The organism is Microbacterium sp. H6 (assembly GCF_003314775.1).
GTDB lineage: Bacteria > Actinomycetota > Actinomycetes > Actinomycetales > Microbacteriaceae > Microbacterium > Microbacterium oxydans.
Window position 1 is genome coordinate 8280 of sequence record NZ_QOAY01000204.1, and the last position, 14211, is coordinate 22490.

The following is a 14211-nucleotide window of genomic DNA, read 5'->3' on the forward strand; positions in this document are numbered from 1 at the left end:
GGCGCTGGCGAGCAGCTCCTCGGTGATCGCAGCGACGGCCTTCTCGATGCCGCGCTTGAGCGAGATGGGGTCGGCGCCGGCTGCGACGTTGCGCAGACCCTCGCGGACCAGCGCCTGAGCGAGGACCGTGGCGGTCGTGGTGCCGTCACCCGCGACGTCGTCGGTCTTCTTGGCGACCTCCTTGACGAGCTCCGCACCGATCTTCTCGTACGGGTCGTCCAGCTCGATCTCCTTGGCGATGGAGACGCCGTCGTTCGTGATGGTGGGGGCGCCCCACTTCTTCTCGAGAACGACGTTGCGGCCGCGCGGGCCGAGGGTGACCTTGACCGCGTCGGCGAGGATGTTCAGGCCGCGCTCGAGGCCGCGGCGGGCCTCCTCATCGAAAGCAATGATCTTTGCCATGAGTTTTTTCGTCCCTCCTGGACGTAGACGTTGGGTTTAGCACTCAGAGTGAGAGAGTGCTAACGCCATTCTGGCACTCGACACCTTCGAGTGCAAGCCGCCGGAGGTACGGCACCGGCCGAGGTCAGGGGGTGGGCGTCTCGCCGGCTGAGCTCGATCGATCGAGGCCGATGACCACTGTGAACTGCTTGTTGCCCTCCTCGGTCTGACCCGAGTAGTAGTCGCTCTGCTGCACGGCCGCTCCACCGAGCACGTTCGCCAGTCCGATCGCCGCGAGTTCGTCCTCGTCGTTGACGTAGAACACGGTCGTGGTGGCGAAGTCCTGGCTGGAGCTGTCACCGGCGAAGACGTTCTCCGACGCCCACCCGTTGTTGATGAGCAGGTCGCGCATCTGGGTGTCGAGCCCTTCCTCCGGCGTGCCGTTGAGGATCATCACGGAGATGGAGGTGTCCACCACGCCCGTCTCCACCGGGGTGGGAACGGCGCTGGGAGCGGCCTCGGGGAAGAGCGAGATGCGTCCCATGACCACGAGCGATCCGAAGATGCCGGCGATGATGAGCACCAGAGCGGCGACGAAGGACCACAGCAGCACGACCCAGCCGTTCATTCCCGGAGCTTCGGCGCGATGCGCTCCCACCCGTCCGGTGGAACGGGGAACGTCATCGAAGCGATCGCGGGAGGGCTTGGACACCCCTCGATGCTAGCGGCACCTTCCTGGCAATCCGTTCTCCGGCGCGGCACTGCTCGTTCCGAGAGCCTTCCTCGAGTCGCTTCAGCCGACGAAGCCCGGTATCCGAGCCGACCTCTGCCTGGCGCGTGAATCCCTGATCCGGCGCAATCTCCGCACCAGCATGGGGTCGTATTCCAGGGCGGCCTCCGACTCGATCAGGCGTCCGAGGAGCTGGTAGTAGCGGGCGGCGCTCATCCCGAGCTGAGCTCGGATGACCTCTTCCTTGGCCGATCCATGGCGTGGCCAAGCGACCTCCAGGGCGAGGATCGTGCGGTCGCGCTCCGTGAGATCTCCGAGCATGAGTCCAGGTTAGGACGCATCAGACAGCGAAGCCGTTCGCCACTCCCACCAGCCCCCGAGCGGATCTGCGGCCGCGCGCACCCGTCCGTCGAGCGCCACCACGAATCCCGGCCAGTCGTCGCCTTCGACCGGCGGCTCCCAGACATCGAGGGCACCGGGCGGATCGATCGTGACCCACCGGGCGTCCAGAGCGGAGATGCGCGCGACCAGCGCCTCCCTCCGGGCCCTCGGGATATGGACCAGCACACCCGGCGTGGTGACGACCAGGGTCGCCCCGCTCGGCGCCGCCGCGGCGAGCGCATCGATCTCCTCGAGGGCATCGCCGGCGACGATCAGCGGCGGATCCGATGCCGCGATTTCGAGCGCGGCATCGATGCGCTCCTCCCGCCCCTCCTCTCCCGGCCACACGAGCCCACGCAGCCAGCGCCGATCCCGTTCATCCGCCGCATCGAGGGGCGCGAGGTCGACGCCCGCCCGCCAGACCACGTCCGGCATCCGCAGCGGAGGCAGCGCGCCCGAGACCCGGCTCTCCAGCACGACGGTCGAGGGTCCGTCAAGAGGATCGAGGGCGCTCCTGACCGATCCATCCGCCGCGATGAAGCGATACGAGTAGCGGTCCGGGTACAGGCACAACCCCGCCGACGCTCCGACCTCGAGCAGCGCGATCGGTCCGGCTATCTCCGACAGCACGGGCAGTAGCGCCGCGAGGCGGAGGGGCTCATTGGTCTGGAGGCTGCGGTTCGCGCACTCGGCGACCACCGCGTCGGCGTTGCGGAGCACGAAGTCCCTCCACTGCGGGTACCCGACGAGTCCGGAGCCGAGCATGCGCGTCACGGCGAACACGAGGGGCGGCTGCCGACGATTCTCCGGGATCCGCTGGAGGATGCCCTTGAGCTCGTCGTCGTCCGCCACACCGGCGGCCCATTCGGCGTAGAGGGCGCTGCGTCCGGGCGCCTCGTCGCGGGCGAATCGTGCGTAGCGGTCCTGCACGGCATCGGTCATCGTCCCATTCTGACGCTGAGCACCCGAGACCTCGTCTCCCGGGAGAGAATGGAAGCGACTCAGGAGGACACATGTCGTACAGCGTGGACAAGACCGAAGACGAATGGCGCGAGGAGCTCGGTGAGGAGCAGTACGCGGTGCTGCGTCAGGCCGCGACCGAACGGGCCTGGACGGGCGAGCTGCTCGACGAGGAGCGCGCCGGCCTCTACACCTGTGGTGCCTGCAACGCCGAGCTCTTCAAGAGCGGAACGAAGTTCGACTCCGGGTGCGGTTGGCCGAGCTTCTACGAGTCGATCCGTCCTGACGCGGTCGAGCTCATCGAGGACGACAGCCTCGGGATGGTGCGCACGGAGGTGCGCTGCGCCAACTGCGGGTCGCACCTCGGTCACGTCTTCCCCGACGGATTCGGGACGCCGACCGGCGACCGCTACTGCATGAACTCCATCGCGCTGAACTTCACGCCCGACGCGTCGTGAGCGCTCTCGACGCCGTCCGCGCACGGCAGTCCTGGTCGAAGGTCGAAGACACCGCGCCCACCCGCGACGAACTGCTCACGCTGGTCGCGGCCGCCGGTCGCGTGGCCGATCATTCGTCGCTGCGCCCTTGGCGGTTGATCGAGCTGCGAGGCGCGGATCGGGAGGTGCTCGGCGCGGCGATCGCGAAGGCACAGGGCGACTCCTCTCCCTCGTCGAAGCCGCTGCGCGCCCCGCTGCTCATCGCCGTCGTCGCGAGCTACCAGAAGAGCGAGAAGGTACCCCGGTGGGAGCAGGAGGCCGTCGCCTCCGGGGTCGCCCACACATTGAGCCTTCTCCTCGACGAGGCAGGGTGGGGCGTCATCTGGCGCACGGGCCACTACACGCGAGCCAAGGCCGTCGCCAAGGCCCACGGGCTCGGGAAGAACGAGGAGCTCCTGGGTTGGCTCTACGTCGGCGGCAAGCCCGAACACAAGAAACCGGGACGACGCAAGACGGTCGACGCCCGCAAGCTCGTCACGCGCATGCCGAAGCCGTCAACCAAGAAGGCGAAGAAGAAGTAGTTCAGCGGCGGCGAGGCCACGGCACCGCGACCACGACAGACGCGACGGCGACCACGACCATCGCGAGCACCTGCCAGAGCGCCGGCCCTGCTGCGGGCGGCCACACCAGGTCGATCACCACCGACGTGGTCAGCTGGCCGAGCACCGACCCCAGGCCCATCAGCAGCACCCCCGTCTGCGCCACGATGAACGTGCCGAGGAGGATGTAGGCGGCGCCGAGGAAGCCTCCGAGGTACAGCCACGGCTCGGCGGGGAGGGCGGCGGGTGCCCCACGGAACGCGATGCTCACGCCGGACGCCAGCGCGAGGACCACGGTTCCGGCGACGAAGCTCATCAGGGTCGCGGCCAGAGGTGAGCGCGCGCGCTGGGCCAGACGTCCGTTGGTCGCTGCCTGCCACGCGATGCCGACCCCGGCCGCGAACGGCAGGAGCAGCATCCACAGCGGCGCTGACGCCAGCACGTCCCCGGACAGCGAGATGCCGACCGCGGCGAGCGCGAGCGCACCTCCCAGGACACGTCCCGGCGTGACCGCGACGACGCCGGCCGGTCCGAATCCGATGCGATCGAGCACCAGACCGTGCACGGTCTGTCCCGCCACCACGCCGACCGTGAACAGCGAGACGCCGAGGACTCCGGCCGTGAGCCCCTGGGTGGAGACGGTGAGTGCACCGCAGGCGCCTCCGAGGAGCATCCAGAAGGGGATCGTGCGCTGTCGGACGCCGCTCCAGAGACGCGCCACTCCCCGTCGAGCCGAGGGGAGGCAGGCGATCACGATCGCGAGTGCCAGCAGGCCGACGGAGAAGGAGAGGAAGCCGGCGACGATGCCGTCGTCCACGCGCACCCCGAGCACGCCGTTGATCCGCGCCTGGATCGCCGTCATGACCCCGATCGCGACCGCCCCTCCGAGTGCCACCGGGGCGGGGATTCGACGAGGCTCTGGCACCCGTCGACCCTACCCGAGATGCTGCCCGCTCCCTCCCACCCGGATGTCGGCGCCCCGCGCTACGCTGACGGCATGTGCGCGAGCTACGGTCTCGATCCCCGATTCACCGATGCAGAGCTCCTCGCCGCGGCAGACGACGCGGTGCTCGAGGGCCTGCGCGTCTGGGCGCAGGAGAACGCGGGTGAGACCGTCCGTCCTACCGGCAAGAACCTGCGCAACCTCAATCCGCTGATCGTGCAGCCCGACACAGCGCCGACGCTGGAACCCGCATGGTGGGGTTTCCTCGTGAACGGCGAGCCGGCGAAGTTCCCGTCGATCAACACCCGCTCCGAGCGCCTGCAGGAGCGCCCGGGCGGCGCGAAGTCGCGGGGGATCGTCCCGGCAACGAGCTGGTACGAGATGCAGAAGCCGTCCCGGCAGTGGAACGAGTTCATCGTCGACGACGGCACCCTGTTCGGCATGGCCGCCGTGACGCAACGCGGCCGCACCGCAGACGACCAGTGGTACACGTGCTACTCGATCGTCATGCGCCTCGCGCCTGCGCACCTCGTCGATCTCCACGATCGGATGCCGCTGCTCATCCCGGCGTCGCTGAGCCACGACTGGCTGACGGCTCCGGTTTCGCGGGAGATCATCGACGAGGCGATCATCGCGTCCGACGAGATGGCCGCGCGGGTTCAGGCTCGTCCGCGCCGCTGACACACCGATACATCCGCCGTCGGTCGGACGCCTCGGCACCAGATGTGTACCTGAGGGGGACGCGCACTCCCGACCTCGCTCCGTAACGTTGTCCTCATGATCACAGCAGAAGGCCTCACCAAGAGGTTCGGAGACAAGACCGCCGTCGACGACGTGTCGTTCACCGTCCAGCCGGGCAGCGTCACCGGCTTCCTGGGCCCGAACGGTGCGGGGAAGTCGACCACCATGCGGATGATCGTCGGCCTCGACCGTCCCACGTCGGGGCGCGCCGCCGTCGCAGGCCGCGAGTACCGCAAGCTCCGCGCCCCGCTGACGGAGGTGGGAGTGCTTCTGGACGCGAAGGCGGTGCACACCGGCCGCACGGCCCGCAACCACCTCCGCGCGATGGCAGCGACCCACGGCATCCCCTCCTCGCGCGTCGACGAGGTCATCGACCTCGCCGGCATCGGGTCCGTGGCCCGCAAACGTGCGGGAGGGTTCTCGCTCGGCATGGGCCAGCGGCTGGGCATCGCCTCGGCGCTGCTCGGCGATCCGCACACGCTGATCCTCGACGAGCCGGTCAACGGCCTCGACCCCGAAGGTGTTCGCTGGGTGCGTCAGTTCGTCCGTCATGCCGCAGGGGAAGGGCGCACCGTGCTCCTCTCGAGCCACCTGATGAGCGAGATGGCACAGACCGCGGATCACGTCATCGTGATGGGACGTGGGCGCGTGCTCGCCGATGCACCGCTCGCAGATCTCGTCCGGTCATGGACGAGGAACACGGTGCGGGTGCGCACCCCGCGACCGGCCGACCTGGCTGCGGCCGTCGGCGGACCCGACGTGGAGATCGCGAGCTCCGCTCCCGACCTCCTCGACATCGTGGGCCTGCCCGCTGCGCGGATCGGCGACCTCGCCGCCGACCGCGGCATTCCGCTGCACGAGCTCACCCCGACCACCGGTTCGCTGGAAGACGCCTACCTCGCTCTCACCGGCGACTCCGTCGAGTACCGCACCAAGGAGATCTCATGACCACGACACAAGCCCCCGCACCCACGCGGCCGCGCGTCGACACCGGTCGGAAGCTGACGTTCGGGCGTGCACTGCGCGGCGAGTGGATCAAGCTCGCCACACTGCGCTCGACCTGGTGGTCCATCGGGATCGCTGCAGCCCTGACCGTCGCGATCGCCGTGCTCATCGCCCAAGCCCTCGACATGCCGGACTTCGAACCGATCCAGGCCGTCATCATGCCGATCCAGTTCACCATGCTGCTCGCCGGCATCATCGGTGCGATCTCCGTGACCGGTGAGTACTCGACGGGCATGATCCGCTCGACGCTCACGGCGAACCCGGTCCGCGGCTCGGTGCTGGCGGCGAAGTCGACGGTACTGGCCGCATTCATGTTCATCTCGTCGCTGGTGATCTTCGCCGTCGCGGCGCTCGCGGTCACGCTCATCGTCGCGCCGCGCGATCAGGGCATCGAGTGGTCGGACCCGTCCGCATCGCTGCTGCCGGTCGTCGTCGCCTCGCTCGCGATGGCCGTCTTCGCGCTGATCGGGGTCTCGTTCGGCTTCATCCTGCGCTCGGGCGCCGGAGCGATCGCAGCGACTGTCGGTGTGCTGTTCGTCCTGCCGATCGTCGCGAGCTTCTTCTCCTTCGCCGGCGACGCCTGGGCATGGGTCACCGAAGCGTCGGCGTACCTCCCGGTGGCAGCCGCACAGTCCGCGATCATGCCCGGTGAGACGGCTGCTCTCGACGCCCCCGTCGCGTTCCTGACGCTGGGCTGCTGGGTCGCCGGTGGCGCCCTGGTCGCGTGGGGCGTGCTGCGCACGCGCGACGCGTAAAGTCGGCCTGTGAGCAGAACGCGAAGCCGCAGCGACTCGATCCGCGAGGACGAGGAGCTGCGGCTTCCGCGTGCCCCGGGTCTCTTCCGGCGGTTCTGGGCTCGTCACCCGCTCTTCGCCGACATCCTGATCGCGCTGATCTGCCTGTTCCTGACGCTCACTCCGGCCGCGCCCTATCCGCGCAGCACGCTGCCCGAGGCCACGTACGTCACTGTCAACATCGCCACCCTGGTCATGGTCGCGATCGGATGCAGCACCCTGCTCTGGCGCCGTCGAGCGCCGCTGGGTCCCTTCATCGCCGCCGTGATCCTGGGAACCGTCGGGCTCTTCACCGGCATGTCGGGCGGCATCGTGCTCCTGCTCGTGGCCTGCTACGGCATCGCGGTCTACAGCTCGGCCCGCCTGGCGTGGATCTGCTACGGGATCGGCGCTGCCTGGTTCCTCGTGCTCACCACGGTGCTCATGCTGAGCGGGGCCACCGTACTCCAGGTCGGGCTCGACACCGCCCTCGGCTACGCGGCGCTCGGCCTCATCGGCACCCTGGTCGGCGTGAACGTGGGTGGCCGCAAACGCTATCTCCTCGCCATCATCGACCGTTCGCGCCAGCTGCTGATCGAGCGCGACCAGCAGGCGCAGCTCGCGGCCGCATCGGAGAGAGCACGCATCGCACGCGAGATGCACGACATCGTCTCCCACTCGCTCACCGTCATCGTCGCGCTGTCCGAGGGAGCGGCGGCCACCCCCGACCGCGAACAGGCTCAGAAGGCCGCGGCGCACGTCGCGGACACCGCCAGAGGCGCACTCACCGAGATGCGCGCGATGCTCGGGGTGCTGCGCGACGACGAGTCGCCGCTGCCTTTGGCCCCTATGCAGCCCGTGCCCGCACGAGACACCGTGGAAGCCGCTCAGCGCGCAGGCTACCCGGCGACGCTCACCGTGGTCGGGCAGACGGAGGTCTCCCCCGCTGTCGCGCACGCGATCGGCAGGATCGTCCAGGAGGGCGTGACCAACGCCATGCGTCACGCCCCGACGGCCGAGAGCATCAGTGTGCGCCTGGAGTACACGAGCGACGCCGTGACGATCGAGATCGTGAACGACGGCGTCTCCGGCGCGATCGGGTCGGACGGGTTCGGCATCCGTGGCCTGTCGGAGCGCGCCGCCCACGTGCACGGCACGGTGCAGTCGGCGCCGGCAGGTGGAGGACGATGGGTCCTGCAGGCGGTCCTGCCCGCATCGGGGGGCGCGTCCGTCGCACGGGCGCAGACGAGAGAGGAAGAGGGATGACGCAGAGGATCAGGGTGCTGCTGGTGGATGACCAGCAGCTCATCCGAGTCGGGTTCCGGATGGTCCTCGAATCGGAGGACGACATCGTCGTGGTCGGCGAGGCAGGAGACGGCAGGGCGGCCATCACGCAGAGCGCCGTGCTCGCGCCCGACCTGGTGCTGATGGACATCCGGATGCCGGAGCTCGACGGGATCGCCGCCACGGAGGCGATCATCCGGGACCGTCCGCAGACCAAGGTACTCGTGCTGACGACGTTCGATCTGGACGAGTACGCGTTCGGGGCGATCCGGGCGGGGGCGAGCGGATTCCTGCTGAAGGACGCGCAGCGACACGAGATGATCTCCGCCGTACGCGCCGTGCATCGTGGCGATGCCGCGTTGTCTCCTCGCATCACGAGAACGCTGCTGGAACATGTGACGCCGCAGCTCGGCGCCGCCGCGGCTCCTGCACCCGCCGAGAGCGCCGCTCTCGAGTCGCTCACCGAGCGCGAGCGCGACGTGTTCGTCGCGATGGGCCGCGGCCTCACCAACGCAGAGATCGCTCAGACGCTCTACGTCGGCGAGTCCACGGTGAAGACGCACGTCGGTCGGGTCCTCGCGAAGCTCGGTGCCCGTGACAGGATCCACGCGGTGATCCTGGCGCACCGGCTCGGGCTCGTCGGCGACGAGAGCCCGCCGATCACGCGTTCGTCGGCGTCCACTCCGAGACCCGATTGAGCCGCTGCACCTCTTCGCTCGACAGTTCGAGGCGCGCCCCGGCGAGAAGATCGGGAACCTGCTCCACGCTGCGCGCACTCGCGATCGGGGCGACCACCGTCGGCTGCGCGCGAAGCCAGGCGAGGGAGGTCGCGGCGATGGAGGCATCGTGCGCATCCCCGATCTCCTCGAGGGCGTCGATGATCCGCAGTCCCGCCTCGGTCGCGTACTTCGCCGCTCCCTGCGCGCGCGGCGAATCCTGGCCCACGGTCTCCGTCGACCGGTACTTTCCCGTGAGGAAGCCACTCGCCAAGGAGTAGTAGGGCACGAGTCCGAGTTCGAACTCCTCGGCGACCGGGATGATCGAGTCCTCGACCTCGTTGCGGTGCACGAGGTTGTAATGCGGCTGCACGGCGACGGGGAGCGCCACACCCGTGCGCCGTGCGATCTCGATCCACTCACGGATGCGATCGGCGGAGTAGTTCGACACCGCCACGTGACGCACGAGACCGTCGTCGACGAGCTGTCCGAAGGCTGCGACGGTCTCCTCCAGGGGAACCGACGTGTCATCGAAGTGGGCGTAGTACAGGTCGATCTCATCGACGCCCAGACGCCGCAGCGATGCCTCGGCGGCCCGACGGACGTTCGAGGCGGCCAGACCGCGGAAGTCCGGATGCTGACTCACCTTCGTGGCGACGACCACCCCTGCGGGCTTCCGAGATGCGAGCCACTCGCCGACGATCGTCTCGCTCTCGCCGCCCTCGTTTCCCGGAACCCAGGCGCTGTACGAATCGGCGGTGTCGATGAAGTCGCCGCCGCCGTCCACGAAGGCATCCAGCACGGCGAACGAGGTGTCGCGGTCGGCTGTCCAACCGAACACGTTGCCACCGAGCGAGAGGGGGAGGACGTCGAGGTCACTTGTTCCGATGCGAGTCATGACGATCACAACAGTCGATCCCATCGCCCGCATTCCCGGATGACGCCGTGTTGCGTCGGGTGCCGGTCACGGCGTCGGCGTCTCGTCGTCACCGTAGTGCTGCGACGGACGGGTGACGAGCAGCGGGTCCGGCGCGTGAGCGATGAGAGGATCCTTGCCGGGATAGTCGAAGCGGGTGAGGACAGACCGCATCGCTTCCAGTCGCGCTCGTCTCTTGTCGTCCGACCTGATGACGAGCCACGGAAGTGCCGCGGTGTCGGTCTGGCGGAACATCGCCTCTTCCGCTGCCGTGTAGTCATCCCATCGATCGATGCTCGCGACGTCGGTCGGGCTCAGCTTCCACTGCCTGACAGTGTCTTCAGCCCGCCGGGCGAAGCGTCGACGCTGCTCGTGCTCACTGACCGAGAACCACAGCTTGATGAGCCGTATGCCCGAGCCGACGAGCATGCGCTCGAACTGCGGTGCCGTCTGGAGGAACTCCTCGTACTCGGCAGACGAGCAGTACCCCATGACCCGTTCGACCCCCGCGCGGTTGTACCAGGAACGATCCATCAGGACGATCTCGCCACCCGACGGCAGGTGCGCGACGTAGCGCTGGAAGTACCACTGCGTGCGCTCGATGTCGCTGGGTCTGTCGAGGGCGACCACACGCGCACCGCGAGGATTCAGATGCTCCATGAATCGCTTGATCGCGCCTCCTTTTCCCGCGGCGTCGCGGCCTTCGAAGAGGACGAGCGCACGTTCGGATGAGCGCTTGATGTGCGCCTGCAGTTTCAGGAGCTCGATCTGCAGCAGCCGCTTCTCGCGCTCGTACGCGGCGCGCGCAAGCTTCTCCGTGACATCGTGCCGCCCTTCCGGCGTCGTTTCCGGCATGAGCACTCCAGGGATCCCGCCTTCAGGAGGCAAGCGCAGGTGGCCGCGGCGGGGAGTCGGCCACCTGCGCCGTCTTCGACCTGGCGCATCCGCAGGACCGCCAGGAAACTCAACAGTCAGTAACATATCACCGTCTAGTGCGATACTCCGGAATGGTCTCGCCTCCGCGTGCCGCTGAGGGCAGAAGCGGGTGGGAGGTGTCGGCGGATAGGGTTCCCCCATGGGAACGATCCAGTACGGCAACGGCGATGCGATCCACATCGAGGATCGGGCGCTCGCACATCTGAAGGTGGTCATCGCGACGAAACTGCGGCGCAACGAGAGCTTCACCCTGTCGTGGCGCCACCCTGACAGCGACTCCCCCGGGCGCTCGACGATCTGGCTGCACCCGTCGATTCCGCTCCGTTTCACCTTCGACGAACCGGAGGCGCCGCAGTTGAACCCGAAGTGGATTCAGGACCTCATGCAGTCGGCGAGCTCGACAGGCGGGATCAGCTTGATCGAAGAGGTCGTCGAGGCGCCGCCGATCGACGAAGCGAGCTGAACTCGCCCGCGCCGGACACGCAGGGAGACGTCAGTCCGTCTTCCACACGGAGAGCAACTGCCATCCCTCCGGCACCTGACCCTCGAGCGCGGCCATGTCGTCGGCCTCGATCTCGCGAATCCCGTCGCGGCGAAGGAACTTGCCCTCGACAGAGCGCATCGACCCGGCCTTCTCCATCGTCGCCATGGCCGACACCAGGTCCCACCCTTGGGGAGCCTGAGCCGTGAGCTGCGCGCGGACCTCGACGAGGTCTTCGCCCTTGAGGGTCACGCTGTGGGCTTCGACGGGGCGGATCAGTCCTTTGAGCATCAGACCAGCCTAGGACGCCCGCGTTCCGTTCCGGTGCCGGCCGTGCGACCGACGACACCCTCGCGGGAAGCGCTCGGTCCCCGGGCGATCCCTGTCGCACTCCTATGCTCGACCTGTGCGCACCTCCGTTCGGCTCGTCAGCCTCGCCGCAGCCGCGGCCCTGTCCATCACCCTCGCCGCATGCTCGGCTCCGAGCGCGGATCCGACCCCGTCTGCGACAGCCTCGACCACTCCGACCGCTCCCCCGAGCCCGACCCCGTCATCGACGCCGAGCTTCGACGCGGCGGACACGTCGACCTGGCTCATCACCGACCAGGGGATCGGCCGCGCAGAGCTCGGTTCGGAGTCGATCGTCGATGCGCTGAGCCCCACGTTCGCCCTGACCGACCCCTGCGAAGACCTGGAGTACTACGAAACGGCGGAGGGCGCACAGGCCAGCTTCGGGATCATCAGTCACCCCGGAGAGAGCGGCGTGAGCGGCATCACCATTCGCGTGCCGGGCGATGTCCCCCTGTCCGGCCCCGTGGCGACCTCACCTCTCACGGAGAGCGGCATCGGCCTGGGATCGACGTTGGACGAGCTCACCACCGCGGAACCGGACGGGGCATTCGACGCGGCGCCGGGGACCTCCGGCTACGTCGTCGGTACGAGTCCTCGGTGGATGGTCTTCGAGGTCTCCGAAGCCGAGCCGTTCGTCCGCGGCATCACCGTCACGGACACGCTTCCCGCAACCGGCTTCTGCAGCTGACTCCGACCCGGAAGGCGGAGGACACGACTGACGCGTTCCTAGTCATCTGTCTCGAACGCGAGGGTGTTTCCGTCAGGATCTTCCACCCAAGCGATGCGACCACCGCCGGCACGGGGGCCGATCCCTCGTTCGTCTTGGTCGAAACCGTCGTAGTGGACGAGTTCAGCGCCGGCCGCCGTCAACGCTGTGACGATCGCATCGAGGTCGTCGACGTACCAAGTGGCGACCGTCGAGTGCGTCGACCCCGCCGTCGGGGTCTCGAAGACGTTGAGCATGGTGCCCTGCCCGCACGCGTAGAAACGGGCGCCCCCTTCGATGTCGGCGCTCGGGCCGATGCTTGCGGGGACGAGCCCCAGTATGCCTTCGTAGAAGGAAGCGGACCGCTTGATGTCCTTCACACCGATCGAAGCCCTCACCGGAAAGTCGCCTAGAGTCATGCGCCCATCCTGGTGTCAAGGACGGGCTCGCGTCCACGCCCTGGTCACGATCAGTGCGACGACGAAGGCCCGCATCCCCAGTGTTTCCAAGGGGATGCGGGCCTTCGTGTGCGGAGCCGACTACGGGACTCGAACCCGTAACCCCCGTATTACAAGTACGGTGCGCTACCAATTGCGCCAAGTCGGCGGATGCCATCCATCAGCTTAGCGATGGCATCGACCACACCTCGACCTAGGAGGCAGGCGTGGTGGTCGGAGTCGGCGTGGGGGTCGGCGTCTCGCGAGAGGCGTCGCTGGCCACGCTGAGCACGAACTGCGAGAACTCGGCGGGATCGTCGAACGCACCGACGTATGCCTCGCCGTTCGCGACGATCATGGGCGACGCGTTCAGCTTGAGGTCCTTGGAACCGGACAGTGGTCCTTCGAGCGCGCGGGTGGTCGCTTCCTTCGCCCAGCTGACGAAGTCCCCGTCCTCGATGCACGAGCGCACGGCCTTGGTGTTGTCGGTGCCGACGGCGGCTGCGAGGTTGGCGAGATCCTCATCCGACATGCCGTCGCTGCCCACGTCGGGTTGCTTGTCGAGCAGGTCGTGATTGAACGCGTAGAACTGTGCAGGCGAGTGGCTGGCCACGCAGGCGGCAGCCGCTGCGGACCGCAGCGAGTACTTCGTGCCGTTCGAGCTCGCGGTGAGCAGAGCGACCGGGTGGTAGCTGACCGTGACCGCTCCCTCGCTGATCCAGCCGGCCAGCTGGCGGGCGTTGGCCCGCTCGAACTTGCCCGCGTCCGGCGAGAGGTAGTCGACGTAGACGTGGATGTCGACCTTCTCGGAGGCCGTGGCCTCGGGCGTCGGCTCCACCGGGGCTGCGGCATCGGACGGCTCCTCCGAGGGCGATACCGGCACCTCATCGGACCCCGCCACGGCGGTGATGTCGGTGACGACCACGCCGTCCGACTCCATTCCGGTGGGGGTGAGCTTCGGCTTCGACACCTGTGCTGACACCGCAAGGGTCACCGCAGTGCCGATCGCCCCTACGGCGACGATCGCGACGGCACCGATGATGATCCGTCGCATGAGGCGCGCCCTCGACTGCTGGGCGTGCACTTTCTGAGCCTTCTCCCGCACGACCTCGCGAGAATTGCGAGGTGTGGGGACGTTCGGCGTTTCGTCGCTCGACATCGTTCCTCTTGTGAGTCTGAGGGGGTCCGGGTTGGCCCCGACCGCCGCTCGGCGACGATCGCCGCTGGGCGCGGCCGAGTTCGATGCTAGCCAGTGAGGCTGAGAAATACCCAGGTACCGCTGTTCATGTCATACTGACTTCGACCCAAAGACGGGTCACGGTGGCTCATCCCACCGCTTCATCACTACGGATCGTCCGGCACGTACCTGCCGGTGAAGGAGAAACGACAATGGCATCTGTGACTTTCGACGAGGCCACCCGCCTGTACCCCGGT

19 protein-coding genes and 1 tRNA gene are annotated in these 14211 nt (G+C 68.1%); 9 read left to right on the forward strand and 11 right to left on the reverse strand.

The annotated features are described in order from the left end of the window. The 4 genes from DSP71_RS23870 to DSP71_RS13745 all read right to left on the reverse strand — a co-directional run. On the reverse strand, window positions 1-402 hold a 402-nt coding region (locus DSP71_RS23870), incomplete at its 3' end, for a TCP-1/cpn60 chaperonin family protein (RefSeq protein ID WP_309472622.1). Between the two features lie 124 nt (window positions 403-526). Further along, window positions 527-1093: a LytR C-terminal domain-containing protein gene (locus DSP71_RS13735; protein WP_307723494.1), complete on the reverse strand. Its 567-nt coding sequence runs from the start codon at window positions 1091-1093 to the stop codon at window positions 527-529. Window positions 1094-1174: 81 nt separating this feature from the next. After that, window positions 1175-1432 carry a DUF3263 domain-containing protein gene (locus tag DSP71_RS13740; RefSeq protein WP_046746544.1) on the reverse strand — a complete coding sequence of 86 codons (258 nt, stop codon included), beginning with the start codon at window positions 1430-1432 and terminating at the stop codon, window positions 1175-1177. Between the two features lie 9 nt (window positions 1433-1441). Next, window positions 1442-2434, reverse strand: coding sequence for a DUF2332 domain-containing protein (locus DSP71_RS13745; RefSeq protein ID WP_113681369.1), 993 nt, complete (start codon window positions 2432-2434; stop codon window positions 1442-1444). Between the two features lie 71 nt (window positions 2435-2505). On the opposite strand from DSP71_RS13745, the gene msrB reads away from it, so the two are divergent. Both msrB and DSP71_RS13755 read left to right on the forward strand, forming a co-directional pair. After that, window positions 2506-2910: a peptide-methionine (R)-S-oxide reductase MsrB gene (gene msrB, locus DSP71_RS13750; protein WP_017828933.1), complete on the forward strand. Its 405-nt coding sequence runs from the start codon at window positions 2506-2508 to the stop codon at window positions 2908-2910. After that, window positions 2907-3470: a nitroreductase family protein gene (locus tag DSP71_RS13755; protein ID WP_113681370.1), complete on the forward strand. Its 564-nt coding sequence runs from the start codon at window positions 2907-2909 to the stop codon at window positions 3468-3470. The genes msrB and DSP71_RS13755 overlap by 4 nt, the downstream gene beginning before the upstream one ends. A gap of 1 nt (window position 3471) precedes the next feature. Here the strand turns inward: DSP71_RS13755 and DSP71_RS13760 are convergent, their stop codons facing one another. Next, entirely contained in the window at window positions 3472-4383 is a 912-nt protein-coding gene (locus DSP71_RS13760) for a DMT family transporter (RefSeq protein WP_113681371.1), read from the reverse strand. Between the two features lie 48 nt (window positions 4384-4431). Here DSP71_RS13760 and DSP71_RS13765 point away from each other — a divergent pair, with 48 nt between their 5' ends. The 5 genes from DSP71_RS13765 (at window position 4432) to DSP71_RS13785 (ending at window position 8932) form a co-directional block, all read left to right on the forward strand. Then, window positions 4432-5112 (forward strand): SOS response-associated peptidase, encoded by a 681-nt coding sequence (locus DSP71_RS13765; RefSeq protein ID WP_257021941.1) that lies wholly within the window; start codon window positions 4432-4434, stop codon window positions 5110-5112. A 96-nt stretch (window positions 5113-5208) separates the two neighbouring features. Beyond that, on the forward strand, window positions 5209-6120 hold the full coding sequence (locus DSP71_RS13770) for an ABC transporter ATP-binding protein (RefSeq protein WP_046746540.1): 912 nt from the start codon (window positions 5209-5211) through the stop codon (window positions 6118-6120). Continuing rightward, window positions 6117-6932, forward strand: a complete 816-nt coding sequence (locus DSP71_RS13775) for an ABC transporter permease (RefSeq protein WP_113681372.1) — start codon at window positions 6117-6119, stop codon at window positions 6930-6932. The genes DSP71_RS13770 and DSP71_RS13775 overlap by 4 nt, the downstream gene beginning before the upstream one ends. Before the next feature lie 9 nt (window positions 6933-6941). Further along, window positions 6942-8216, forward strand: coding sequence for a sensor histidine kinase (locus tag DSP71_RS13780; RefSeq protein ID WP_113681373.1), 1275 nt, complete (start codon window positions 6942-6944; stop codon window positions 8214-8216). Next, on the forward strand, window positions 8213-8932 hold the full coding sequence (locus DSP71_RS13785; RefSeq protein WP_061018031.1) for a response regulator transcription factor: 720 nt from the start codon (window positions 8213-8215) through the stop codon (window positions 8930-8932). The genes DSP71_RS13780 and DSP71_RS13785 overlap by 4 nt, the downstream gene beginning before the upstream one ends. On the opposite strand, the gene DSP71_RS13790 is transcribed toward DSP71_RS13785, so the two are convergent. Together DSP71_RS13790 and ppk2 are read right to left on the reverse strand one after the other, a co-directional pair. After that, complete coding sequence (locus DSP71_RS13790) at window positions 8895-9848, reverse strand: aldo/keto reductase (RefSeq protein WP_061018039.1); 954 nt, start codon at window positions 9846-9848, stop codon at window positions 8895-8897. The two genes, DSP71_RS13785 and DSP71_RS13790, sit on opposite strands and share 38 nt — an antisense overlap. Before the next feature lie 66 nt (window positions 9849-9914). Continuing rightward, on the reverse strand, window positions 9915-10760 hold the full coding sequence (gene ppk2, locus DSP71_RS13795; RefSeq protein ID WP_374939220.1) for a polyphosphate kinase 2: 846 nt from the start codon (window positions 10758-10760) through the stop codon (window positions 9915-9917). Between the two features lie 181 nt (window positions 10761-10941). On the opposite strand from ppk2, the gene DSP71_RS13800 reads away from it, so the two are divergent. Further along, window positions 10942-11265 carry a hypothetical protein gene (locus DSP71_RS13800; RefSeq protein WP_061018027.1) on the forward strand — a complete coding sequence of 108 codons (324 nt, stop codon included), beginning with the start codon at window positions 10942-10944 and terminating at the stop codon, window positions 11263-11265. Between the two features lie 30 nt (window positions 11266-11295). On the opposite strand, the gene DSP71_RS13805 is transcribed toward DSP71_RS13800, so the two are convergent. Then, the gene (locus DSP71_RS13805; protein WP_061018024.1) at window positions 11296-11574 is read right to left on the reverse strand and encodes a hypothetical protein; all 279 of its coding nucleotides are present in this window, start codon (window positions 11572-11574) and stop codon (window positions 11296-11298) included. A gap of 115 nt (window positions 11575-11689) precedes the next feature. On the opposite strand from DSP71_RS13805, the gene DSP71_RS13810 reads away from it, so the two are divergent. After that, a complete protein-coding gene (locus DSP71_RS13810; RefSeq protein ID WP_113681375.1) occupies window positions 11690-12322 on the forward strand; it encodes a hypothetical protein in 633 nt (210 codons plus the stop codon). A gap of 38 nt (window positions 12323-12360) precedes the next feature. Here DSP71_RS13810 and DSP71_RS13815 read toward each other — a convergent pair whose 3' ends face one another. From DSP71_RS13815 to DSP71_RS13825, 3 genes are all read right to left on the reverse strand, one after another. Next, on the reverse strand, window positions 12361-12759 hold the full coding sequence (locus tag DSP71_RS13815; RefSeq protein WP_113681376.1) for a VOC family protein: 399 nt from the start codon (window positions 12757-12759) through the stop codon (window positions 12361-12363). 114 nt (window positions 12760-12873) lie between these two features. Beyond that, a tRNA-Thr gene (locus DSP71_RS13820) sits at window positions 12874-12946 on the reverse strand. A 45-nt stretch (window positions 12947-12991) separates the two neighbouring features. Further along, complete coding sequence (locus DSP71_RS13825; RefSeq protein WP_058630991.1) at window positions 12992-13936, reverse strand: thioredoxin domain-containing protein; 945 nt, start codon at window positions 13934-13936, stop codon at window positions 12992-12994. Between the last annotated feature and the right edge of the window lie 275 nt (window positions 13937-14211).

Bases quoted from the DNA above. Each gene is read 5' to 3' on its own strand.
- msrB (WP_017828933.1), top strand. From the start codon at position 2,506: ATGTCGTACAGCGTGGACAAGACCGAAGACGAATGGCGCGAGGAGCTC.
- DSP71_RS13740 (WP_046746544.1), bottom strand. From the start codon at position 1,432: ATGCTCGGAGATCTCACGGAGCGCGACCGCACGATCCTCGCCCTGGAG.
- DSP71_RS13790 (WP_061018039.1), bottom strand. From the start codon at position 9,848: ATGACTCGCATCGGAACAAGTGACCTCGACGTCCTCCCCCTCTCGCTC.
- DSP71_RS13745 (WP_113681369.1), bottom strand. From the start codon at position 2,434: ATGACCGATGCCGTGCAGGACCGCTACGCACGATTCGCCCGCGACGAG.
- DSP71_RS13805 (WP_061018024.1), bottom strand. From the start codon at position 11,574: ATGCTCAAAGGACTGATCCGCCCCGTCGAAGCCCACAGCGTGACCCTC.
- DSP71_RS13775 (WP_113681372.1), top strand. From the start codon at position 6,117: ATGACCACGACACAAGCCCCCGCACCCACGCGGCCGCGCGTCGACACC.
- DSP71_RS13800 (WP_061018027.1), top strand. From the start codon at position 10,942: ATGGGAACGATCCAGTACGGCAACGGCGATGCGATCCACATCGAGGAT.
- DSP71_RS13815 (WP_113681376.1), bottom strand. From the start codon at position 12,759: ATGACTCTAGGCGACTTTCCGGTGAGGGCTTCGATCGGTGTGAAGGAC.
- DSP71_RS13785 (WP_061018031.1), top strand. From the start codon at position 8,213: ATGACGCAGAGGATCAGGGTGCTGCTGGTGGATGACCAGCAGCTCATC.
- DSP71_RS13770 (WP_046746540.1), top strand. From the start codon at position 5,209: ATGATCACAGCAGAAGGCCTCACCAAGAGGTTCGGAGACAAGACCGCC.
- DSP71_RS13765 (WP_257021941.1), top strand. From the start codon at position 4,432: ATGCTGCCCGCTCCCTCCCACCCGGATGTCGGCGCCCCGCGCTACGCT.
- DSP71_RS13825 (WP_058630991.1), bottom strand. From the start codon at position 13,936: ATGTCGAGCGACGAAACGCCGAACGTCCCCACACCTCGCAATTCTCGC.